This window comes from Inquilinus ginsengisoli (assembly GCF_050434925.1).
GTDB lineage: Bacteria > Pseudomonadota > Alphaproteobacteria > DSM-16000 > Inquilinaceae > Inquilinus > Inquilinus ginsengisoli_B.
The window spans coordinates 6,487,783-6,508,379 of sequence record NZ_JBNDJK010000001.1 but is presented as its reverse complement, the minus strand read 5'-3'; the positions used below and the strand labels follow the sequence as shown (position 1 = coordinate 6,508,379).

At 70.1% G+C, this 20,597-nt stretch carries 22 protein-coding genes; 6 read left to right on the top strand and 16 right to left on the bottom strand.

The features are described 5' to 3' along the window. Positions 1–30: 30 nt before the first annotated feature. Positions 31–1,596: an acid phosphatase gene (locus tag QFZ27_RS30965; RefSeq protein WP_429230306.1), complete on the bottom strand. Its 1,566-nt coding sequence runs from the start codon at positions 1,594–1,596 to the stop codon at positions 31–33. 169 nt (positions 1,597–1,765) lie between these two features. On the opposite strand from QFZ27_RS30965, the gene QFZ27_RS30960 reads away from it, so the two are divergent. Both QFZ27_RS30960 and QFZ27_RS30955 read left to right on the top strand, forming a co-directional pair. Beyond that, on the top strand, positions 1,766–3,013 hold the full coding sequence (locus QFZ27_RS30960) for a cytochrome-c peroxidase (RefSeq protein ID WP_429230305.1): 1,248 nt from the start codon (positions 1,766–1,768) through the stop codon (positions 3,011–3,013). A gap of 112 nt (positions 3,014–3,125) precedes the next feature. Continuing rightward, positions 3,126–3,833 (top strand): DUF2076 domain-containing protein, encoded by a 708-nt coding sequence (locus QFZ27_RS30955; protein ID WP_429230304.1) that lies wholly within the window; start codon positions 3,126–3,128, stop codon positions 3,831–3,833. Between the two features lie 148 nt (positions 3,834–3,981). Here QFZ27_RS30955 and QFZ27_RS30950 read toward each other — a convergent pair whose 3' ends face one another. The 13 genes from QFZ27_RS30950 to QFZ27_RS30890 form a co-directional block, all read right to left on the bottom strand. Next, positions 3,982–4,443 (bottom strand): NUDIX hydrolase, encoded by a 462-nt coding sequence (locus tag QFZ27_RS30950; RefSeq protein WP_429230303.1) that lies wholly within the window; start codon positions 4,441–4,443, stop codon positions 3,982–3,984. Positions 4,444–4,453: 10 nt separating this feature from the next. Beyond that, positions 4,454–4,897 carry an SRPBCC family protein gene (locus QFZ27_RS30945; RefSeq protein WP_429230302.1) on the bottom strand — a complete coding sequence of 148 codons (444 nt, stop codon included), beginning with the start codon at positions 4,895–4,897 and terminating at the stop codon, positions 4,454–4,456. Continuing rightward, positions 4,807–5,226 carry an ArsR/SmtB family transcription factor gene (locus QFZ27_RS30940; protein ID WP_138892067.1) on the bottom strand — a complete coding sequence of 140 codons (420 nt, stop codon included), beginning with the start codon at positions 5,224–5,226 and terminating at the stop codon, positions 4,807–4,809. Before QFZ27_RS30940 ends, QFZ27_RS30945 begins: the two co-directional genes overlap by 91 nt. Before the next feature lie 97 nt (positions 5,227–5,323). Continuing rightward, positions 5,324–6,073, bottom strand: a complete 750-nt coding sequence (locus QFZ27_RS30935) for an ABC transporter permease (protein ID WP_429230301.1) — start codon at positions 6,071–6,073, stop codon at positions 5,324–5,326. Next, the gene (locus QFZ27_RS30930; RefSeq protein WP_429230300.1) at positions 6,070–6,867 is read right to left on the bottom strand and encodes an ABC transporter ATP-binding protein; all 798 of its coding nucleotides are present in this window, start codon (positions 6,865–6,867) and stop codon (positions 6,070–6,072) included. The genes QFZ27_RS30935 and QFZ27_RS30930 overlap by 4 nt, the downstream gene beginning before the upstream one ends. 8 nt (positions 6,868–6,875) lie before the next feature. Continuing rightward, entirely contained in the window at positions 6,876–7,889 is a 1,014-nt protein-coding gene (locus QFZ27_RS30925) for an ABC transporter substrate-binding protein (protein ID WP_429230299.1), read from the bottom strand. A 25-nt stretch (positions 7,890–7,914) separates the two neighbouring features. Beyond that, entirely contained in the window at positions 7,915–8,355 is a 441-nt protein-coding gene (locus tag QFZ27_RS30920; RefSeq protein ID WP_429230298.1) for a VOC family protein, read from the bottom strand. 437 nt (positions 8,356–8,792) lie between these two features. After that, complete coding sequence (locus QFZ27_RS30915) at positions 8,793–9,836, bottom strand: IS110 family RNA-guided transposase (protein ID WP_429224106.1); 1,044 nt, start codon at positions 9,834–9,836, stop codon at positions 8,793–8,795. 161 nt (positions 9,837–9,997) lie between these two features. Beyond that, the gene (locus QFZ27_RS30910) at positions 9,998–10,861 is read right to left on the bottom strand and encodes a helix-turn-helix domain-containing protein (protein WP_429230297.1); all 864 of its coding nucleotides are present in this window, start codon (positions 10,859–10,861) and stop codon (positions 9,998–10,000) included. A 132-nt stretch (positions 10,862–10,993) separates the two neighbouring features. After that, positions 10,994–11,230: a tautomerase family protein gene (locus QFZ27_RS30905; protein WP_429230296.1), complete on the bottom strand. Its 237-nt coding sequence runs from the start codon at positions 11,228–11,230 to the stop codon at positions 10,994–10,996. 57 nt (positions 11,231–11,287) lie between these two features. After that, positions 11,288–12,001 (bottom strand): SDR family NAD(P)-dependent oxidoreductase, encoded by a 714-nt coding sequence (locus tag QFZ27_RS30900; RefSeq protein ID WP_429230295.1) that lies wholly within the window; start codon positions 11,999–12,001, stop codon positions 11,288–11,290. Positions 12,002–12,146: 145 nt separating this feature from the next. Further along, entirely contained in the window at positions 12,147–13,070 is a 924-nt protein-coding gene (locus QFZ27_RS30895; RefSeq protein WP_429230294.1) for a LysR family transcriptional regulator, read from the bottom strand. A gap of 240 nt (positions 13,071–13,310) precedes the next feature. Further along, complete coding sequence (locus tag QFZ27_RS30890) at positions 13,311–14,426, bottom strand: winged helix DNA-binding domain-containing protein (RefSeq protein WP_429230293.1); 1,116 nt, start codon at positions 14,424–14,426, stop codon at positions 13,311–13,313. 157 nt (positions 14,427–14,583) lie between these two features. On the opposite strand from QFZ27_RS30890, the gene QFZ27_RS30885 reads away from it, so the two are divergent. The 3 genes from QFZ27_RS30885 (at position 14,584) to QFZ27_RS30875 (ending at position 16,795) form a co-directional block, all read left to right on the top strand. Beyond that, positions 14,584–15,564, top strand: coding sequence for a S1C family serine protease (locus QFZ27_RS30885; protein WP_429230292.1), 981 nt, complete (start codon positions 14,584–14,586; stop codon positions 15,562–15,564). Between the two features lie 8 nt (positions 15,565–15,572). Beyond that, the gene (locus QFZ27_RS30880; protein WP_429230291.1) at positions 15,573–16,367 is read left to right on the top strand and encodes a helix-turn-helix domain-containing protein; all 795 of its coding nucleotides are present in this window, start codon (positions 15,573–15,575) and stop codon (positions 16,365–16,367) included. A gap of 74 nt (positions 16,368–16,441) precedes the next feature. Then, on the top strand, positions 16,442–16,795 hold the full coding sequence (locus tag QFZ27_RS30875) for a VOC family protein (protein WP_429230290.1): 354 nt from the start codon (positions 16,442–16,444) through the stop codon (positions 16,793–16,795). A 59-nt stretch (positions 16,796–16,854) separates the two neighbouring features. Here the strand turns inward: QFZ27_RS30875 and QFZ27_RS30870 are convergent, their stop codons facing one another. Together QFZ27_RS30870 and QFZ27_RS30865 are read right to left on the bottom strand one after the other, a co-directional pair. After that, positions 16,855–17,820 carry an OmpA family protein gene (locus tag QFZ27_RS30870; RefSeq protein ID WP_429230289.1) on the bottom strand — a complete coding sequence of 322 codons (966 nt, stop codon included), beginning with the start codon at positions 17,818–17,820 and terminating at the stop codon, positions 16,855–16,857. A 255-nt stretch (positions 17,821–18,075) separates the two neighbouring features. Next, entirely contained in the window at positions 18,076–19,116 is a 1,041-nt protein-coding gene (locus tag QFZ27_RS30865; protein ID WP_429230288.1) for a LacI family DNA-binding transcriptional regulator, read from the bottom strand. 200 nt (positions 19,117–19,316) lie between these two features. Here QFZ27_RS30865 and QFZ27_RS30860 point away from each other — a divergent pair, with 200 nt between their 5' ends. Beyond that, positions 19,317–20,594 (top strand): ABC transporter substrate-binding protein, encoded by a 1,278-nt coding sequence (locus QFZ27_RS30860; protein ID WP_429230287.1) that lies wholly within the window; start codon positions 19,317–19,319, stop codon positions 20,592–20,594. Positions 20,595–20,597 lie beyond the last annotated feature (3 nt).

The following is a 20,597-nucleotide window of genomic DNA, read 5'->3' as shown; positions in this document are numbered from 1 at the left end:
GGCGGGGCTCGCGCGCCCGCCCCTTCGGCCTTAATCCGCCGCGGGCAGGTTCAGCGCAGCGGTCATATCGCCCAGCGGCGGGTTGCCGTTGGCGGCGATGCCGGCGTCGCGCGCCGCGATGCCGGGCAGTACGGGCAGCCCGAAGCGGTGGGTGATGAAGCGCAGGATCGAGGTCGTGTCGTAGGGCGTGTGGTCGACATAGCCTTGCCTGGCGAAGGGCGAGACGATGATCGCCGGGATCCGGGTGCCGGGGCCCCAGCGGTCGCCCTTCGGCGGCGCCACATGGTCCCAGAACCCGCCATTCTCGTCATAGGTCACCACCACGAGCATATGAGGCCATTGCGGGCTCCTCTGCAGATGGTCGATCAGCATGGCGAGATGGGCGTCGCCCGAGGCGATGTCGGCGTAGCCGGCATGCTCGTTCAGGTTGCCCTGCGGCTTGTAGAAGGTGACCTGCGGCAGCGTGCCGGCATCGATCGCCTTGACCAGCTCCGCGCCGTCCAGCCCGCCGTCGCGCAGATGCTCCCGCCGGGCCGCGGTACCGGGCGCGAAGCTGGCGAAGTAGTTGAAGGGCTGGTGGTGGTACTGGAAGGCCGGGATCGGCGTCTGGTTGCCGTGGTCCAGCACCGACTGCCAGGCGCCCGAGTACCAGGCCCAGCTGATCCCCTTGGCGCTCAACAGGTCGCCGATGGTGATCTCGGTCTGCGGCGGCAGCGTGGTCGGCGCCTTCGGGTCGGCCAGCGCCGGATCGCCACCCTCGGCCGGTTTGTTGGCGCTCGGCTGGTAGGGCGGCTGCATCGTGTTCACGGCGAAGAAATCGGGCGTCAGGTTGCCGTCGGCCACGAATTTCGGAATGCCGTCCATCGCCGATTTCGGCGCGTTCGCCGCCAGGGTCAGGCTGACGCCGTCCGGGTTGACGACCGCGATCGAGGGCTTGGCCGCGGCGGTGTCGGCGTCCGGATAGCGGGCGACGCAGGCGCAGGCCAGCCAGATGTGGTTCATGTACGAGCCGCCGAAGGCGCCCATGAAGAAGTGGTCGGCCAGCGTGTAGTGCTGGGCGATGGTCCACATCGCCATCTTCGAGCCGTCGAGATGGCCCATCACCTCGGCCCCGGCATCGGCCCAGGCGACGAACTTGTCGTTCCTGCCGCCGTCGATCTGCATCTGGTTCTGGTAGAAGCGATGCCACAGATCGTGGGTGATGGTGCCGGCCGAGACGTTCAGCCCCTGCGGGTCGTCCATGGCGAAGGGGGCGTTCGGCAGATGCTCGGTCTGTGCCTGGGTCACCGGCGGCGTCACGCCCTTGGCGGTCAGCCCGTCCCACACCGGCGGCAACTCCTGCAAGGGTGTGCCGTCGCGGTCGAGCTGGGTCTTGGCCGTATCGGAGGCGTTCGCCAGCCCGTCGGCGCCCGGGAAGGTGCCGTACAGGTTGTCGAAGCTGCGGTTCTCGGCATAGATCACGACAACCGTGTCGATGGCGCGCAGCGCCCTGGTCTGGGCGGTGTCGGCGCTGCCCGGCGCATCCGCGGCCAGCAATGGCGGCGCGAGCAGCCCGGCGGCGCCGGCCGCGAGGGCGGTGGCGATCAGTTTGCGCATATGGCATCCCCTTGGCTCCCGGCGCCGAGGCCCCGGTGGCTGCGATCCCCCTTCCGCCCGCCAGCACTCGCGCGAAGCGGGCTGTCGCTCAAGTGAAACTTTTTCGGCATAGATAGGCGTCTGCGGGCCGGCTCCGGCGCCGCTTCGCGCAGATCACGGGATGGCGGGAATGGCGTTGCGAACGGGTCGCTGGTGGGCGATGGGCGGCGGCTTGGCCGCGGCGGCTCTGATGGTCTCGGCGGCGACGGCCGGATCCCACCCGGAGGGCGGCCTGTCGCGGGCCGAGGTGCGGCGCCAGGCGGCGGAGCTGACGGCCTTGGGCCGTGCCATGTTCGTCGACCCGTCGCTGTCGGCCTCGGGCAAGCTCTCCTGCAACTCCTGCCACGACCCGCGGCAGGGCTTCGGCCCGCCGAACGCGCTGCCGGTGCAGATGGGCGGCGGCGACATGGCACGGGCCGGTATCCGGGCGGTGCCGTCGCTGACCTATCTCCAGGCGGTGCCGCCCTTCACCGAGCACTTCTTCGACTCGGAGGATGATTCGGATGAGAGCGTCGACAATGGCCCGACTGGCGGCCTGACCTGGGACGGGCGGGTCGACCGCGGCGCCGACCAGGCGGCGATCCCGCTGCTCTCCGATTTCGAGATGGGCAATGCCGGCCCCGACGCGGTCGTGACCAAGGCGCTGGCCGCCGGCTATGGCGACGCGCTGCGGCGGATCTATGGCGCCGACGTGCTGCAGGACCGCAAGGCGCTGTATGCCGGCATCCTCAAGGCCTTCGAGGTCTATGAGCAGGACGCCGCCAGCTTCTACCCATACAGCAGCAAATACGACGCCTGGCTCGCCGGCACGGCGACGCTGACGCCGCAGGAGGCGCGCGGCCTCGACCTGTTCAACGACCCGGCCAAGGGCAATTGCGCCGAATGCCATATCAGCCAGCGCGGCAATGACGGCACCCCGCCGCAGTTCAGCGACTACGGCCAGATTGCCATCGCCTTGCCGCGGAACGCGCAGATCCCGGCCAATGCCGATCCGGCCTATGTCGATCTCGGCGTCTGCGGGCCGCAGCGCACCGACCTGAAGGACCATCCGGAATATTGCGGCCTGTTCCGCACCCCCACCCTGCGCAACGTGGCGCTGCGCCAGACCTTCTTCCACAACGGCGTGCTCCACAGCCTGCGCGACGCGGTGGCGTTCTATGTGACGCGGGAGACCGATCCCGGCCGCTGGTATCCGCGCAACCCGGACGGCAGCGTGCGGCTCTATGACGACCTGCCGCCGCAATACTGGGCCAACATCAACCGCGACCCGCCCTTCGACCGCCATCTCGGCGACGCGCCGGCCCTGACCGACGCCGAGATCGACGACGTCGTCGCCTTCCTGAAGACCCTGACCGACGGTTATCAGCCGCATTCCTGAGCAGGCGGCGCGACACGGCGCCGCGCCGTCGATTGCGGCGCTCTGCCGCCGGGCCCATATCAGCGGTGGAAGGGGGATGCCCGCGACAGCGGATCCGACCGGAGAGCCCAAGATGACACCCCAGGAACGCGAGCTGCTGACCAATCTGGTCGCCCGGCTGAAGCAGGCCCCGCCCGCCGAGACCGACGATGAAGCACTGGCGATGATCCGGGACCTGGTCCGCGACCTGCCCGACGCGCCCTACCTGCTGGCCCAGACCGTGCTGATCCAGGACTTCGCCCTGCACCAGGCCCAGTCGCGGATCGCCGAGCTGGAGCGCCAGGCCCAGCCGCAGCGCGCCAGCGGCGGCGGCAGCTTCCTTGGCGCCATCTTCGGCAGCGCCGCGCCGTCGCGCCCGCAGCCGGCGCCGCAACCGCAGGCTCCGGCCTACACCCAGGCACCGACGAGCTACACTCAGCCCCAGCCAGGCCCATGGGGCGGCAGCGGTGGGCCCTTCGCCCAATCCTCTGGCCCGTCCTTCCTGCGCAGCGCCGCCGCCACCGCAGCCGGCGTCGCCGGGGGCGCGCTGCTGTTCCAGGGCATCGAATCCCTGTTCGGCATGGGCCATGGCGGGCTCGGCGGCTTCGGTGCCGGCGCGGCCCCAGGCCTGACCGAGACGGTGGTCAACAACTACTATGGCGACGCCACCCCCGGCGCTGACGGCAACGATCTGCGCGAGGCCGATGCCGTGCCCGCGGACCAGGGTGTCCAGGATGCCGACTATCAGGACGACGGCAGCCAGGATTTCGGCGGTGGCGGCGACGACACGGTAGGCGTCTGACGCAGGCGCATGAAAAGATCGTCATTGCGAGCGCAGCGAAGCAATCCAGGGCGACCAGAGCGGAAGCATGGATTGCTTCGTCGGCTTCGCCTCCTCGCAATGACGGCTCTTTTGCAGGAGAAGGAAGAGCCGACCACGCGCGCCGGTCTCAGCCCTCCAGGATCTCCTCCAATCGATCGAGCAGAGGCCGCTGGCCCTCCAGGATCTTGTGCCGGGCGGTCGTCAGGTCGAACCATTCCGCCCGGTCGACCTCCGGGAAGGACTGGATTCGGCCGCTCTTCGGCGGCCATTCCAGGTCGAACTCGCTGCTGCTGACCCGGCTGACATCCAGGTCGCCGGCGACCGCGAAGGCGGTGACCGCCTTGCCGCCGCGCTGGCGGATCCGGCCCAGCGGCAGCAGGGCCCCCTTGGGCTCGACCCCCAGCTCCTCGGCGAATTCGCGCCGGGCCGTGGTCTCAAAATCCTCGCCCGGCTCCGGCTCGCCCTTCGGGATCGACCAGGCGCCAAGGTCCTTGCCGCGCCAGAACGGGCCGCCGGGATGCACCAGCAGGACGAGCCGCTGCCCGTCGACGCGCTTGTGCATCAGAATCCCGACGCTCTCCGCGGGCATGGCATCGTCCTCAAGCGACAGCTTCCTCGAGAAGATAGCGCTCCAGCCGGTCGAAGCAGCCGCTCCAGCCTTCGTTGTGGCGGTCGCGGGCCGGCTCATCGAAGAACTGCTCATGGGTCAGGATCAGCACCGTGCCGTCGCCGTCCGGCCGAAAGGTCAGCGTCACCTGCGACTCGCGCTCCGGCATGGTCCGCCAGACCCAGCTGAACACCAGCTTCTCGTTCGGCACCACCTCCTTGTACACGCCGGCGACGTCATGGCGCTCGCCGTCCGGGGTGGAGAAGGCGACGTGGTAGCGGCCGCCGGTGCGCGGGTCGGCCTCGGCGCTGATGGTCTCGGCGCCTGCCGGCCCGAACCAGCGCATCATTTTTTCCGGCTCGATCCAGGCCCCGTAGACTTTGGCGGGAGGGGCGGCGAGGCGGCGCCGGATGCTGAGGCTGGGCTTGGCGAGCATGCTTCCTCCTCGACGAACGCGGCCAGGCGGTCGAGCTGTTCGGACCAGAAGCGCTGGTAGCGGCTCAGCCAGTCCATCGCCTGCTCCATCGGTGCCGCGGACAGGCGGCAGGTCACGGTGCGCCCGGTCTTGGTCCGCGTGATCAGCCCGGCGTCCGACAGCACGTCGAGGTGCTTCATCACCGCCGGCAGCGACATGGTGAAGGGCCGGGCCAGCTCGCTGACCGACAGGTCCTGCTGCTCGCCCAGCCGGCTGATCAGCGCCCGGCGCGTCGGGTCGGCCAGTGCGGCGAAGGTACGGTCGAGAACGGGCTCTTGATAGTTAACCATCAAGTGAACTTTGCGTTTGCGGGAGCAGGCTGTCAAGCCATATGCGACGACATGGGTGGCGCGGTCTAGAATGCCAGACGTTTAGGGACCGGCGGCCCTACCGCACCCAGCGCCGGAAGCCCAGCCGCTCCACGAGCACCACCGCGCCGAAGGCCAGCAGCCCCATCGCCGCGGCGACGAAGACGGCGGCGAACAGGCGGTCGGCCTGGTAGTTGAAGGTCGCCTGGATGATCAGCGCGCCCAGCCCGGCATTCGACCCGATCCATTCGCCGACGATGGCGCCGATGACGCTGCCGGTGGCGGCGATGCGCAGGGCGGTGAACAGCATCGGCAGCGACCGCGGCGCGCGCAGCCGCCAGAAGGTCTCCCAGCCGCTGGCCGACAGCACCCGCATCAGCTCCCGCTCGTTCGGCGTCGCCAGGGTCAGGCCGCGGACCATGGCGATCAGGGTCGGAAAGAAGCAGATCACCGCCGCGATCACGATCTTGGGCAGCAGGCCCAGCCCGAACATCAGGATGAAGATCGGCGCCAGGGCCAGCACCGGGATGGTGTTGAGGAACAGCACGATCGGGAAATAGGCGGCGCGGACCGGCCGGCTGTAGGTGAACAGGATCGCCAGCAGCACCGCGACCGTGTTGCCCAGCAGGAAGCCCAGCACCGCCTCCAGCGCCGTCGGCCAGGCATTGGCCAGCAGCAGCGCCCGGTCGGTCCAGAGCTTGCCGAACACCGCGGCCGGCGTCGGCATGATGAAGGCCGGCACGCCCAGCGCCGGTACGACGAACTGCCACACCATCAGGATCGACAGCGCCCCCAGCGCCGGCCACAGGATGTCGGAGGGGTGGGTCATGGCACCCCCGACCCCGCCGCCAGCAGCCGCCGCAGATGAGCACAAACGGCGGTGATCTCGGGCGCATCGCGGTCGCAGCGGCCCTCCGCATCCTTCAGCGGCCGCAGGTCGACGATCTCCTGCACCCGGCCGGGATGGGCGGCCAGCACCAGCACCTCCTGGCCCAGATACACCGCCTCGGCGATGCTGTGGGTGACGAAGACGACGGTGGTGTCGGTGCGCCGCCACAGCGCCAGCAGCTCGTCGTTCAGCCGGTCGCGGGTGATCTCGTCCAGCGCGCCGAAAGGCTCGTCCATCAGCAGGATGCGGGGCCGGGACAGCAAGGCGCGGGCGATCGCCACGCGCTGGCGCTGGCCGCCCGACAGCTGGTCCGGCATCCGCTCCCCCAGCCCGCCGAGGCCGAGCAGCGCGAGAAGATCATCGGTCGCGAGGCCGTCGGGACGAGTGCCGCGGCCCCCGCCGACCTGCAGCGGCAGCTCGATATTGGCGCGCACGCTGCGCCAGGGCAGCAGGGTCGGGTCCTGGAACACGAAGCCGATGTCGCGGCGCATCCGGGCTGCGTGCGGCGGGCCGCCCAGCACCGTGATGTCCCCGCCCAGCGGCGCGAGCAGGTCGGCCACCACCCGCAACAGGGTCGACTTGCCGCAGCCGGACGGCCCGAGAATGGTCAGGAAGCCACCCTGCGGCACGTCCAGGTCGACGCCGTCCAGCACTGGCTCCGCGCCGAAGCCATGTTCGGCGGCCGGATAGCCGATGGCGAGGCCCCGGCAGCGGATCGCGGTGTTGGTTTCCAACCGCCCCGTCACCCCAGCTTCGGCCGGTCGGCTGCGGTCATCTCCAGGATCGCGCTCGACCAGCACTCTTCCGGCTTCGGCGCGCTGCCCTGGAACTGGCCGATCGAGTCGTAGATCCGCACCTGCTCGGCGATCGCGGCCGGGTCGAACCAGCCCCAACCCTTCGCCTTGGTGTCGGCGTCGAAGCTCAGCTTCAGCACCAGCCCGACCGTCGCCTGCTCAGTCCCGTGGTCCAGCTGCGGATAGGCGTCGACGGTCAGGTCGACGGCCTCCTTCGGATGCGCGTGAGTCCAGGCCCAGCCCTTGGCCACGGCGCGGAGGAACTTGGCCAGCACCTCGGCATTCTCGGCCAGCGCCTGATCGGTGGCGAAATAGACGTTGGAATAGGAGGGCAGGCCGGTGTCCTTCATCATCAGGTCGATCCGGTCCGGCCCGATCACCGACAACGCCCGGGTGTTGGTGATCCAGCCGGTGACGGCGTCGACCTGGCCGGTGACCAGAGGCGTCATGTCGAAGCCGATATTGGTGATCTGCATCTGTGCCGGGTCGATCTTGTTCTGCGCCAGGATCGCGTCCAGCACGAAGCGGGCGGTCGGCTGAATGCCGATGCGCTTACCGATCATGTCCTTGACCGAGCGGATCGGCGCCTTGGGCAGGGAGTAGAAGGCGAAGGGGCCCGAGCGGTAGCCGCAGGCGATGACCTTGACCGGCACGCCGGAGCCGCGGGCCAGCAGCAGCTGCGCGGAATCGGAGAACTGGCCCAGCGCCGCCTGGCCGGTGACGACCGGCGGCACGGTGGCGGAATTCGGGCCGCCGGGCGAGAACTCGACCTCCAGCCCCTCGGCCTGGAACAGCCCCTGCTTCAGCGCCACCACGTCGCCGGTCTGGCCGTTGCTGATCAGCCAGTCGTACTTGATCACGACCTTGGCGGCCTCGGCCCGGCCCTCCGGGATCCTCAGCGCGATGCCGGCGCCGAAGGCGGCGATGCCGGCCAGGACGGTGCGGCGGTCGAAGGCGGTCATGCGGTCCTCCGTCAAGTGGCTGGCGTCAAGCGGCCGGGCCTTCGACGTCGCCCACAGGGCCGCCGTCGAGCCAGGCATAGATCTCCCACAGATTGTCGTCCGGGTCGGTGAAATAGGCGCAGCGCGCATTCCACGGATAATCCGCCGGCGGCCGCGTGAACGTCACGCCGAGCGCGCTCAGCTCGTCATAGACCGCGTCGACCGTCGCGGGCGAGGGCAGCTCGGCCGCGGCGCAGGCCTTGTGCACCTGCGGCGGGGCGCGGCGGGCGGAGACGCCGGTGTTCTCGGCGATATGGCCGATCTCCCACAGCGCCAGGGTCAGCCCGGCGCCCTTGAAGTCGGCGAAGCCCGGAGCCCGGCGGCGCAGCTTGAAGCCCAGCTTGTCGATGTAGAAGGCGGCGGCCCGCTCGACATCCTCGACCAGGAAGCAGATATCGGTGATCGGGTGGGCCTGGGCGAAGGGCATCGCGGTCTCTCCGGACGGTCTCGGCCCGATCATGCTGCCGGCCGCCGCTGCCCTTCTTTCGCAATCCTGCGCATCTGTTGCTTGATCTTGCTCCGGCTTCGACCACCTGGCTCATTCTCTCAACTGTCATTGCCGGGCTTGACCCGGCAATCCATATGTGGACGGCCCCCTGCCTGCAAGGCATTTGGGCATGGTCAGGGAGCGGATCGCTAGCATCCATATGTCCGGCCTGTTGAGTGCGGTCGCGATGACCGCTGGCCAAGATGATATCCACGGCGGGAGTTCCAGACAGGGGCGAGACGTTGAGGCGCCACTGGATTGCACGGAGTGTCTCCCGGCTTGGATCGATCGATCCCAATCATCTGCTCGTCAGCTTGCAGGTCCGGCCTCAGCGGGAGCGGGCGAGCCCGTGAGGGCTCCCGCTCGTCGCGGAGCTCTCAGGCGCCGAGGGTTGCGGCGGCGGGTTGGGGGCGATAACGCTCGCCGGAGACCATCAGCTTCCAGGCGATGCGGGCGATCTTGTTGGCCAGCGCCACGGCGGCGAGCTTGGCCGGCTTGCGGGCGACGAGATCGAGCAGCCAGGGCGGGGCCGAGCGGCTGGTGCCGCGGCTGACCTGCCGGATCACGGAGGTGGCGCCGACCACGAGCTGGCTGCGCAAGGCCTCGTCGCCGGCGCGGGTGATGCCGCCGAGCCGCTGCTTGCCGGCGGTGTTGTGGTTCTTGGGCGTGAGGCCGATCCAGGCGGCGAAGTCGCGGCCGGAGCCGAAGCGCTGGGGCTCGGGCGCCCTCAGCACCAGGATGGTCGCGCCGACCGGCCCGATGCCGGGGATCTCGGCCAGGCGACGGCTCGCCTCGTCCTGCCGGTGCCAGGCCATCAGCCGGGCGTCGGCGGCCTCGACCTGCACCTCGAGCCGGGCATGCTCGCAGGCCAGCTCGGCGAACAGGGCCCGCGCCGTCTCCGGCACCGTCGGATCTTCCTCGATCCGCCGCAACAGCGCCGTGATCTTGGCCGGGCCCTTGGCGGCGACCAGCCCGAACTCGGAGGCATAGCCGCGGATCGTGTTGATCAGCTGGGTCCGCTGCCGCACCAGCCGTTCGCGCAGCCCGGCCAGCATCAAAGCCGCCTGGATCTCGGCGCTCTTCACCGGCACCAGGCGCTGCCGCACCTTCGGCCGGCTCATCGCCTCGCAGATCCCCTCGGCATCCGCCGCGTCGGTCTTGCCGCGCGGCACGTACGGCTTGACGTATTGCGGCGGGATCAACTCCACCTGATGGCCCAGCGCCTGCAGCTCCCGAGCCCAGTAGTGCGATCCACCACAGGCCTCCATCCCCACCCGGCACGGTGGCAGCTTGGCGAAGAACTTCAGCACGTCCTGACGCCGCAGCTTCTTCCGCAGCACCACCTGCTCCGCTGCATCCACCCCGTGCAGCTGGAAAACACTCTTCGACGTGTCCATCCCAATGCGCGTAATCTCGGTCACGGACGGCCTCCTTCGATGAGATCTTTGACAGCCTCATCCTGGCACACTGATGCCGTTCGGGGGCCGTCCACCTCATCAGGGGCCATCCAGAGCGGCATCGACATCCCCTGGATCCTCGGGTCAAGCCCGGGCATGATAAGAAGGGGTGGGCCTCAACCCCTTCACCCCTCCGCCCGGTAGCGTGCCGGGGTGGTGCCGGTGGCGCGGCGGAAGGCGGTGGAGAAATGCGCCTGGCTGGCGAAGCCGACGCGGTAGGCGATCTCGGCCAGCGCCAGGTCGGGCCGCGCCAGCAGCGCCTTGGCCCGCTCCACCCGCCGCGCCAGCACGAACTGGTGCGGCGCCTGACCGGTCGCGGCCTTGAAGGCGCGGCTGAAATGGAACGGGCTGAGCCGGGCGACGGCGGCGAGCTCGGCCAGGCTCAGATCGCCATCCTCCAGCGCATCCTCGACATGCTCCAGCACTCGGCGCAGCCGGTCCGGCGACAGCGCGTCGGGCCGCTCCGGCCGCAACGCAGGGCGATGGGACAGAAGACGGAGGGTGCAGAATGCGAAGGACAAGCCCAACTGCTCCGAGAGCAGCGGGTCGGTCGCCTCCGGCCGTCGTGCCAGCTCGGCCAGCGCCAGGGCGACATGGATCGTCACCGGGTCGGCGGCGACCAGCATCTCGCCATCCTCGAACTCGGCCGGGCCGAGCTCGCGGCCGATCCGGCGATAGGCCTCGGGCGGCTGGAAGATCGAGATGTAGTCGGCGCCGTCGCCGTCGACGAACAGCGGCAGACCGGCCGGCTGCACCCCCAGCGTCCAGGGCGGCCGCGCCACCCGCCGTGTCGGCCCGTCGCCGATCCGGAAGGCATAGCGCCCATGGCCTGTGCGATTCAGCGACAGGCGATGCAGCGCGCCGCGCGAATTCATCTGCCCGGCATCGCTGCGGTAGCATTCCACCGTGATGTCCGGCCGCGCTGCAGCCGCATAATCGTGCAGCGCCGGCCGGCTGATGGCGAAGACCGAAGGGTCGAGACCGTCCATCCCATGCTCTCCCTGCTTGCCCGGTCCGCGGCTCTCGCGGCCACGGTCCCGAGCCGCCGTTCCTGCTCCGGAACGACGCAAGCAGCATGCCAGACGGGGGCGGGCAGGGCCATCGGCTCGCCCGCTGGGAGCTCAGCCTGATTTGGCCGCGAGCTGCCGGCGATACTCGGCGACCGGCAGGCCGCCGACGCCCCAGTTCTCCAGCGGCACCTCCTCGATCACCACAAAGGTGGCGTCGAGCGGCTTGTTCAGAACGTCGAGCAGCAGCTGGCTGACGCCCTTGATCAGGGCGGCCTTCTCTTCCGCCGTCACCGCGCTGCGGTCGGGCGACGACTCTTCCCGGGTCACCTGGATGGTCACCATCGGCATGATTGGTCTCCTCTCGGCAGGGATGGCGGCGGCGCCTTGCCGCCGCCGTCCTGATTGTTACCAGCGGCCGGCGTTCTGGCCGCCATCGACATGCAGGATCTCGCCGGTGACGAAGCCGGCATTCTCCAGGAAGACGACCGCGTCGACGATGTCGCGGATCTCGCCCATCCGGCCGACCGGGTGCAGCTTGCCGAAGGCCTCATGCGTCTCGGCCGGATGCATCGGCGTCTTGATGATGCCGGGCGACACGGCGTTCACCCGGATGCCCTGGGTCGCGTATTCGATCGCCAGCGCCTTGGTGGCCGAGTTCAGGCCGCCCTTGGTCAACGAGGCCAGCACGGCGGGCACGCCGGCGATCGGCTGGTCGACCAGGCTGGTGGTGATGTTGACGATGTGGCCCGAGCCCTGCTTCAGCATCGCCGCCGCGGCGCGCTGCGAGACATGGAAGAAGCCGGCCAGGTTGACCGACAGGACCGCGGCGTAGTCCGCCTCGGTGTAGTCGGTGAAGGGCTTGGCGATGAAGATGCCGGCGTTGTTGACCAGCGTGTCGACCCGGCCGAAGCGGGCCAGGCCTTCCTCAACCACGCGGGCGGCGGTGCGCGGGTCGGCGATGTCGCCGTCGATCGCGAGGACGTCGGGGTCACTGCCCTGGCGGATCGAGCGCGAATTGGCGACAACCCTGTAGTTCAGGTCGCGATAAGCCTGGACCAGGCCAGCGCCGATGCCCTGCGAGGCACCGGTGATGATGGCGACCTTCCGTTCGGTACCCATGATGTGTCTCCGATCATGCAGCGGCCGGAGCGGTCTCCGGTCGGCCGGGCCACTGCGGCGCCGGTGCCGATGTATTTACGGTCTGCCGCCGATCGTTCGAATAGGCGTCATCTGGGAGACACTGTTGCGCGAAACGGAATGCCGCTCAGGTATTGGCGTCGGGCGTGAGGCGGGCGAACCGGGCCTTCAGCCGCGGCAGGGCGAAATCGACGAAGGCGCGGACCTTCGGCACCGCCAGGCGCCCCTCCGGGGTGATGATGTGGACGGGCAGCGGCGCGGGCTCGGCATCGGCGAGCACGATCTTCAGCCGGCCGGCCCGGACCTCCTCGCCGACATGGTAGGAGAACAGCCGGGTGACGCCGTGGCCTTCGGCGGCGGAGGCGATCGCGGCGCGGACGCTGTTGACGATCAGCCGCGGGGCGAACTGCACCGTCCGGGCGGTGCTCGATCCCGGCGCCGGCGGGAAGCTCCAGGAATCGATGCCGAAATGGGTCATCGACACGACGCGGTGCTTGGCCAGGTCGGCGGGCTCGGCGATCCGCGGATGCTGCGCCAGATAGGACGGCGCGGCCGCCACCACCCGCCGGACCTCGCCGACCCGCGCCGCGACCAGGGTCGAATCCGGCAGATGGGCGATGCGCAGCGCCGCGTCGATGCCCTCGTCGATCAGGCTGACCGGCCGGTCGAGCAGCAGCAGCCGCGCCGAGACAGCAGGATGGGCGTCGAGGAAGGCGTCCAGGATCGGGCGCAGCACATCCTCGCCGCTGATCAGCGGGGCGGTGATGGTCAGCAGGCCGCGCGGCGCCGCGCGCTCGCCGGCGGCCAGCATGTCGGCCTCCTCCAGGTCGGTCAGCACCCGCCGGCACGCGGCGGCATAGCGCTCGCCGGCCTCGCTCAGCCGGATCGACCGCGTCGTGCGGTGCAGCAGTTGCACCCCGACATGCTCTTCCAGGAAGGCGATGGCCCGGCTGACCGCGGCCGGCGAACGGCCCAGCCGCCGCCCGGCGCCGGCCAGGCTGCCGGTGTCGAGGGCCGAGACGAACACGCGCATGGCGTCGATCCGGTCCATCATTCTTCCCGGATGTGGAACACTGGATGCTGGAGCGTAGGCATTCCGGCGTTCGGTGGAAAGGCCGGGTCTAAGCCACCCAGGGCGGCGAACTAAAGGAGATTGTCATCCTTGAGCTTGACCCGAGGATCCAGGGGCCGCCAGAACGGCTCTCGTGGCCCCTGGATTGCCCGGTCAAGCCGGGCAATGACAGAAAAGAGGGGAACGTTCTGGTCTCTGAAGCGTGGATTCGGAGCCCTGCTACGCCACCGCCTCGATCCGCACCTCGCGGCTCTTCGCGCCCTCGGCGACCAGCTGCAGCAGCCGTTCGCCCTCCTCGGTCACCGCCGCGGCCTGCGGCTTCGACAGCGGCTCGAACATCTCGATCCGCAGCACCGCGGCGCTGCGCGCCTGGGTCGCCTTCCAGCGGCCACGCACCAAGCCGTCCACCAGCAGCACCGGCGGCATGAAGTTGCCGTAGACCAGCGAGCGGTACTGCTCGGCGATGACATGCTCGCGCTCGGCATGGGACAGCAGCAGGTTGTCGTATTCCGGCAGGAAGCGCGGCGGCGCCGGAACGTCGGGGTCGGGGCGCGGCGCATCCGGCAGGTCGAACAGCTCGCGGCCGCTTTCGTCATGGAACGTCACCAGCTTCGGCCGCAGCGCGTCGACCACCGGCTGCAGCCGGGTCAGCCCGGACCAAATCTGCATGTCCTGCACGCTGGCCGGGCCGAAGGCGGCCAGATAGCGCAGCAGCATCGGCTCCGGCGCCGTGTCGGTGCCCAGCGGCTGCCGCAGCCAGGCTTCGGCCGTGGTGCACAGCGGCAGGCCGCCGATGCCCCACAGCCCGCGCGGCGGCACCTGCACCAGGGGCAGCAGGTTGCGCATGGCGTAGGACAGGGATTTGGCGTCACGGCCCGGCCATTGCTTCTGCAGCAGCCGGCCCATCTCCTCGACCGTGCGCGGCTGGTCGACCAGCATGCGCCGACCGGCCGCCACCACCGCCTCGAGGTCCAGCCCGGCCAACGCCTTGCCATAGGGCGTGCCGGTCATCAGCAGCCGTTCCTGCAGCGCCTGCAGCACCGGGCGCAGCGCCCGGCAGTCGCGGGCGGTGACGAGATGGATGGTCGACCGCATCAGCGCGATCCGCACCGCCTTGCGGTCGCGGATCAGCCCGGCCAGATCCTCCAGCTCGAACCGCTCCAGCCGGCTCCACAGCCCGACATAGCCGGCGGTGGGGGATTGCGACTGCATCCCGACCAGCCGCTCGATCGCCTCGGCCGCGGTCGCCTTCCAGCGCTGCAGCAGCCCCTGCCGGGCCAGCAGCGCCCGGTTGCGGCTGCGCCGGTCCAGCATCGCCGCATCCCCCTTCGCCATGCATCCCCCGATCCCGCGAATTCGGGCGCAGCCTGTCCCGGATCGGCGGCAGGACACAAGCGCAGCGTCCGGCCCGATCCGTCTCGGGGCTTGCATCCGGCCCCGCATGCCGTCGAGAATTGGGGAACTATCCCGCCCGACACCCATGGAGGCCGCGATGGCCCTCGGACCGGACGACTGGGAAGTGCCCGTGCGGGCGCAGCCCGACCCAGACGACTATGCCTTCGACCTCGACCGGGCGCTCGACGCCGTGGTCGGCCTGACCGCGCGCGTCCCGCCCGACGCTTTTACCGCCGGCACGCTGGGCACCGAACGCGCCGGCAACGGCGTGGTGATCCGCGACGACGGCATCGTGCTGACCATCGGCTACCTGATCACCGAGGCCGAGGAGGTCTGGCTCACCACCAACACCGGCCGGGTCGTGCCCGGCCATGTGCTGGGCTACGACCAGTCGACCGGCTTCGGCCTGGTCCAGGCACTGGGCCCGCTCGGCGTGCGGGCGCTCAAGCCCGGCTACGCCCGCGACGCCGAGCCGGGGACCGAGGTGGTGATCGCCGGCGCCGGCGGCCGCCGGCGGTCGCTGGCCGGGCGGATCGTCGCCCGCCAGGAATTCGCGGGATACTGGGAATACGTGCTGGACGACGCCATCTTCACCGCGCCCGCCCATCCGCATTGGGGCGGCACCGCGGTGATCGGCCCGGCCGGCGACCTGCTCGGCATCGGCTCGCTGCAGATCCAGCACCAGGCGGAAGGCGGCCGGGTGCTGCCGCTGAACATGGTGGTGCCGATCGACCTGCTGCAGCCGATCTTCGACGACCTGGCCACGCTCGGCCGCGCCGACCAGCCGCCGCGCCCATGGCTCGGCCTGTTCGCGACCGAGGATGAGGGCCGCGTCGTCGTGGTCGGCTTCGCCGGCAACGGCCCGGCCAAGCGGGCGGAGCTGCGCGAGGGCGACGCCGTGCTCGCGGTGGACGGCGAGGCGGTCACCGACCTGGCCGGCTTCTTCCGCGCCGTCTGGGCGCTGGGCGAGGCGGGGGTCGAGGTGCCGCTGACGCTCGACCGCGAGGGCGATGTGTTCGATGTGAGCATCCGCTCGGCCGACCGCGCTCGCGTGCTCAAATCGGCGAAGCTGCATTAGAGATCGGGATGCGGCCCGGCGACCCGGTCCTGGCCAAGCGCGCCGGCCTCTATCGCGAGGCCCGGCCGGCGTCGGCCCTGGTGCCGCATCTGCTGTGCCGCTGGATTCATGTGATCCCCCAGGGCCCGGCCCTTTCAGTCGCGGTGGTGCCGGATGGCTGCGTCGACCTGCTGTGGGTCCGCGACCGGCTGGTGGTGGCCGGGCCGGACCTGACCGCGGCGCATCCCGTGCTGCCGCCCGGCGACCCGGTGGCGGCCGTGCGCTTCCGTCCCGGCGCCGCGCTGCGCTGGCTCGGCCTGCCGATGTCGGAGATCGCCGGCCGCCAAGTCGATCTGCAGGAGTTCGGCCGGCCCTGGGCGCGCGGCCTGACCGACCGGATCGGCGAGGCGCGGACGATGACGGAACGGATGGCGCGGCTCGAGGGCGAGCTGGTCCGTGTCGCCCCTGAGATCGGGCCGCCGGCGCCGGAGATGGCGCTGGCCTTCCGCTGGCTCGGCCAAGGCGCGGAGGAGGCGGGGCTGGCGGCGCTGCGCGACCGGCTCGGCATCAGCGAGCGCAGCCTGCGGCGGCGCTGCCACGAGGCCTTCGGCTACGGCCCCAAGACGCTCGACCGGACCCTGCGCTTCCAACGCTTCCTGCGGCTGGTGACGGCGGGCGAGGAGCCGGGGCTGTCGGCCCTCGCCGCTGCGGCCGGATACTCCGACCAGGCGCATCTGACGCGCGAGACACGGCGCCTGTCCGGCCTGACCCCGGCTGTGATTCTCGGCCAGCTGGGCCGCCGGGACGAACGCAAGGCCGCCTGACTGGCCGTTCCGTTCAAGACGAGGCCGCGCCGGCCATGCCACGCTCGCGCTCAAACAGAGACAGGAGGACGCCCATGGCCAGCCCCGGCAACGATCGCCGCATCGATTACATCGAGTTCGCCGTCGCCGACGTTCCGCGGTCGTGCGACTTCTACGGCCGCGCCTTCGGCTGGAGCTTCACCGATTACGGCCCCAGCTATTGCGAGTTCGACGACGGCCGGCTGAAGGGCGGCTTCGCCCAGGGCAGTCCGGCCAAGTCCGGCGGCCCGCTGGTGATCCTCTACGCCGAGGACCTCGCCGCCGTGCAGCAGCGCCTGGAGCAGGCGGGCGGCCGCGTCGTCAAGCCGATCTACAGCTTCCCCGGCGGGCGGCGCTTCCACTTCCAGGACCCGGACGGCTACGAGCTCGCCGTCTGGTCCGACCGGTAGCGCGAAAAGAGGGAAGGGGGCCGAGACCCCCTTCCGGTCGTCTTCAGTTCACGACGATCTTAGTTGACGACGATCTCGACCCGCCGGTTCTGCGGCTCGCGCACGCCGTCAGCGGTCGGCACCAGCGGATCGGCCTCGCCGACGCCGCGGGTCACGATCTCGCTGTCGGCGACGCCGTCGGAGACCAGCTCGCGGCGGACCGCCTCGGCCCGGCGCACCGACAGGGCCTGGTTGTACTTGTCCGAGCCCGAGCGGTCGGTGTGACCGGTGACGTCGATCCGGGTGCTCTTGCCCTGCAGCGCGTCAGAGGCGGCGGAGCCGACGATCTGCTTGGCCTCCGGCGTCAGCTTCGAGCTGTCGAAGTCGAAGAACACCAGGTAGCTGCGGGCCTGGGTGACCTCCTGGACCTGCTCCGGCGGCGGCGCCTCTTCCGCGGCGCCGAAGGTGTAGCGCAGGCCGACCAGGACGGTGTGGTTGTTGTCGTCGTCCGACTTGATCCGGACGCCGTTGTCCTTGAACACCGGCCCGGTGTTGCCGAGGTAGCGGTATTCCAGGGTCGCGGCCAGGTTCGGCGCGAAGTTGTAGGCCACGCCGGCGATGCCCTGATAGGCGAGCTGCGCCTTGGTCGAGCTGAAGTAGTTGCCCGGGCCGCTCGGGTTGAAGTCGGCATCCACCAGCGCCACGCCGATGCCGGCGCCGATATAGGGCACGAAGGGCGACCCGAAATCGAAATCGTAGTAGCCGTTCGCCATCAGGCCATAGGTGGTCTGGTGATTGTTGCCGTCGTGGCTGTTCTCCCGGATGCTCGCCTCCAGGTCGGTGCGGAAGCCGTTGCCGAAGCCGTAGCCGACATAGAGGTTGCCGGCCGGGCCGACATCGTAGTCGTCCTTGTTCAGCCCGTTGCCCTGAAGGAAGTTGGCGCCCGCTCCGGCGCCGACATAGAGGCCGCTCACCTGCTGCGCCACGGCCGGCGTCGCGGCGAGCAGTGCGGCTGCCCCTGCGGCGAAGACGATGCGTTTGCTCATTCCTGACTCCACGAATTTCTCGCTTAGGATTTCGGTCTCGAATCTCGTCCCAGGTCAGACGATACAGAGGCATACGTCCGTGAATGTATGCCAAAATGGCGCGCAGCGGCATTGTCGCACCTTGAACTGTCATGGGGCCGTCATACGGAAATTGGCGGGAAGTGGACGAAAGCTGCAAAAGCGCAGGAACGGCAAGGTGTCGGCAGGGGCGTGGCCATCCGGCAACACCGTTCCGGGATTGCCGGCGGGCGGGCTTCAGCGCCGCGGCGGTGCGGTGCTGGCGCGGACGATCAGGCGGTACGGCACCTCGACACCACGCTTCGGCCCGGCGACTCCGGCCAGGCGGTCGGCCAGCAGGCGCATCGCCTCGAAGCCCAGCCGCCGGCTCGGCTGGTCGATGGTGGTCAGCGGCGGGTCGGTGACGGCGGCGAAGTAGATGTTGTCGAAGCCGACGATCGAGATGTCTTCCGGCACCCGCAGCCGTGCCTGCTTGATGGTGCGGATCGCGCCCATGGCGATCTCGTCGCTGCCGCAAAACACGGCGGTCGGCGGTTCGGGCAGAGCCAGCAGCTCCACCATCTCCTCGGCCCCGGTCGCGATCGAGAACACGCCATAGCGCACCAGCTCGGGCCGCAGCTCCAGCCCCGCTTCGGCCAGGGCCGCGGCATAGCCGTCGAAGCGCTTCGGCGTCGCCGTGGTCGCGGCAGTGCCGCCGATATGGCCGATCCGGCGATGCCCCAGCCCGATCAGATGGCGCGTCGCCTCCCGCGCCCCTGCCTTGTTGTCGATCTCGACCACCGGCACCCCGGCGGCGGCGACCGGCTCGATCACCGCCACCAGGCGTTGCTGCAGCGCCGGGGCTTTCAGCGGCTCCGGCAACCGGCCGCCCAAGAGCAGCATGCCGTCGACCGCGCCGGTCAGCAGTTGGCGGGCATGCTCCTCCGCCCGCGCCGGGTCGCCGGCGGTGTTGCCGATCAGCACGTGGAAGCCGGCTGCCACCGCCGCCTCCTCGGCGCCCAGCAGCACCGAGGCGTGGAACGGGTTGGCGATGTTCGGCACCATCACGAACACCTGCCGCGCCTGCTGCAGCCGCAGGCTGCGGGCCATGCGGTTGACGACATAGCCGGTGTCGCGCACCGCCGCCTCGATCCGCTCCCGCGTCTCGCCGGTCACCCGCGGCGACCCCGCCAGGGCCCGGCTGACCGTCGCCACCGACACGCCGGCGATGCGGGCGATGTCGGCCATGCGCGGCCGCCCGTCCTCGGGCGCCGGCGGCAGGCTGCGGCTTCGGTTCACGGCCGGGTCTCGGAATCCTGGATCATGCCCCGACGATGCCCCGGAACGGCGGTGCGGGCCAAGGGGCGCGATCCGCCGGTCCGATTAAGGTGCATTGCGAATTGACAGCGGGCGCGTTCCTCGGTTCACTTGTAACCAACTGGTTACTTCTCGGGCAGGCATACCGCCCGGATCATCGGCAACCAAGCAGGGAGGGTGCGATGTCGGCTGTGATCGGGCGCAGATCCGTGTTGGCCGGGGCGTTGGGACTGGCCGGGGCGGCGGTGCTGCCGGCCGCCCTGCGGGCCGAATCGGAACGGCTGCGCGTCGTCTGGTGGGGCAATGACGACCGCACCCGCCGCACGCTCGAGGTGCTGAAGCTATACCAGGCCAAGGCGCAGGGCGCCGAGCTGGTGGGCGAGGTCAGCAACGCCGAATACTTCCCCAAGCTCGCCACCCAGCTGGTCGGGCGCAACGCTCCGGACATCTTCCAGCTCGAACCCGGCAGCTTTGCCGATTTCGTCCAGCGCGGCGCCACGTTGCCGCTCGACGATTTCATGCCGCAGCCGATCGACACCGCCGGAATCGGCCGCGACCTGCTCGACCTCTGCGCCCTCGACGGCAAGGTCTGGGGCATCCCGCACGGCCTGAACTCCTTCGCCTTGATGTACGACACTGCCGTGTTCAAGGCGGCCGGCATCGCCCCGCCCGACGAGAAGACCAGCTGGGACGACTATGCCGACCGGATGGCTGAGCTGACCAAGGCGGCGGGCCGCGACCAGTACTGGGGCTCCTGCGACGCCAGCGGCTACGGCTACGCCTTCCAGGTCTGGCTGCGCCAGCGCGGCGCCGACCTGTTCACCGCCGACCGGGCGCTCGGCTTCAGCCAGGACCATGCCGCGGAGTGGTTCAGCTACTGGGACAAGATGCGCCAGCGCGGCGGCTGCGTGCCGGCCGACATCGCGGCGCTCAGCCCGGATTCGACCATCACCCAGATGCCGCTGATCCAGGGCAAGGCGGCGACCAGCCTGGCGTTCTCCAACCAGATCGTCGGCATGCAGTCCGCCACCACGGCGCCGCTGGCCCTGACGATGTATCCCAACGGTGGCCCTGATGCTGCGCCGGGGCAGTTCTATCGGCCGGCCACCTGCTGGTCGATCTACGCCCGGTGCGAGGCGCCGGAGGCGGCGGCCGGCTTCATCGCCTTCTTTCTCAGCGACCCCGAGGCAGCCAAGGTGCTGGGGGTGGAGCGCGGCGTGCCGATGGCCCCGGCCATCCGTGAGCTCATCCTGCCGACGCTGAAGCCGGTGGAGCGCGCCACGATCGACTACGTCAACTTTATCGCCGACAAGGTCGGCCCCTATCCGCCGCCGCCGCCCAAGGGGTCGCAGCAATTCGGCCGGGTGATAAAGCGGGTGGCGGACACGGTCGCCTTCGGCAGCGCCTCGATCACCGACGGCGCCGCCCAACTGATCGCCGACGCCGGCGCCATTCTCTGAGAG

What these genes read in the sequence shown, in the direction of transcription:
- QFZ27_RS30965 (WP_429230306.1), bottom strand. Translation starts at nt 1,596, where the DNA reads ATGCGCAAACTGATCGCCACCGCCCTCGCGGCCGGCGCCGCCGGGCTG.
- QFZ27_RS30960 (WP_429230305.1), top strand. Translation starts at nt 1,766, where the DNA reads ATGGCGTTGCGAACGGGTCGCTGGTGGGCGATGGGCGGCGGCTTGGCC.
- QFZ27_RS30955 (WP_429230304.1), top strand. Translation starts at nt 3,126, where the DNA reads ATGACACCCCAGGAACGCGAGCTGCTGACCAATCTGGTCGCCCGGCTG.
- QFZ27_RS30950 (WP_429230303.1), bottom strand. Translation starts at nt 4,443, where the DNA reads ATGCCCGCGGAGAGCGTCGGGATTCTGATGCACAAGCGCGTCGACGGG.
- QFZ27_RS30945 (WP_429230302.1), bottom strand. Translation starts at nt 4,897, where the DNA reads ATGCTCGCCAAGCCCAGCCTCAGCATCCGGCGCCGCCTCGCCGCCCCT.
- QFZ27_RS30940 (WP_138892067.1), bottom strand. Translation starts at nt 5,226, where the DNA reads ATGGTTAACTATCAAGAGCCCGTTCTCGACCGTACCTTCGCCGCACTG.
- QFZ27_RS30935 (WP_429230301.1), bottom strand. Translation starts at nt 6,073, where the DNA reads ATGACCCACCCCTCCGACATCCTGTGGCCGGCGCTGGGGGCGCTGTCG.
- QFZ27_RS30925 (WP_429230299.1), bottom strand. Translation starts at nt 7,889, where the DNA reads ATGACCGCCTTCGACCGCCGCACCGTCCTGGCCGGCATCGCCGCCTTC.
- QFZ27_RS30920 (WP_429230298.1), bottom strand. Translation starts at nt 8,355, where the DNA reads ATGCCCTTCGCCCAGGCCCACCCGATCACCGATATCTGCTTCCTGGTC.
- QFZ27_RS30910 (WP_429230297.1), bottom strand. Translation starts at nt 10,861, where the DNA reads ATGGACGGTCTCGACCCTTCGGTCTTCGCCATCAGCCGGCCGGCGCTG.
- QFZ27_RS30905 (WP_429230296.1), bottom strand. Translation starts at nt 11,230, where the DNA reads ATGCCGATGGTGACCATCCAGGTGACCCGGGAAGAGTCGTCGCCCGAC.
- QFZ27_RS30900 (WP_429230295.1), bottom strand. Translation starts at nt 12,001, where the DNA reads ATGGGTACCGAACGGAAGGTCGCCATCATCACCGGTGCCTCGCAGGGC.
- QFZ27_RS30895 (WP_429230294.1), bottom strand. Translation starts at nt 13,070, where the DNA reads ATGGACCGGATCGACGCCATGCGCGTGTTCGTCTCGGCCCTCGACACC.
- QFZ27_RS30890 (WP_429230293.1), bottom strand. Translation starts at nt 14,426, where the DNA reads ATGGCGAAGGGGGATGCGGCGATGCTGGACCGGCGCAGCCGCAACCGG.
- QFZ27_RS30885 (WP_429230292.1), top strand. Translation starts at nt 14,584, where the DNA reads ATGGCCCTCGGACCGGACGACTGGGAAGTGCCCGTGCGGGCGCAGCCC.
- QFZ27_RS30880 (WP_429230291.1), top strand. Translation starts at nt 15,573, where the DNA reads ATGCGGCCCGGCGACCCGGTCCTGGCCAAGCGCGCCGGCCTCTATCGC.
- QFZ27_RS30875 (WP_429230290.1), top strand. Translation starts at nt 16,442, where the DNA reads ATGGCCAGCCCCGGCAACGATCGCCGCATCGATTACATCGAGTTCGCC.
- QFZ27_RS30870 (WP_429230289.1), bottom strand. Translation starts at nt 17,820, where the DNA reads ATGAGCAAACGCATCGTCTTCGCCGCAGGGGCAGCCGCACTGCTCGCC.
- QFZ27_RS30860 (WP_429230287.1), top strand. Translation starts at nt 19,317, where the DNA reads ATGTCGGCTGTGATCGGGCGCAGATCCGTGTTGGCCGGGGCGTTGGGA.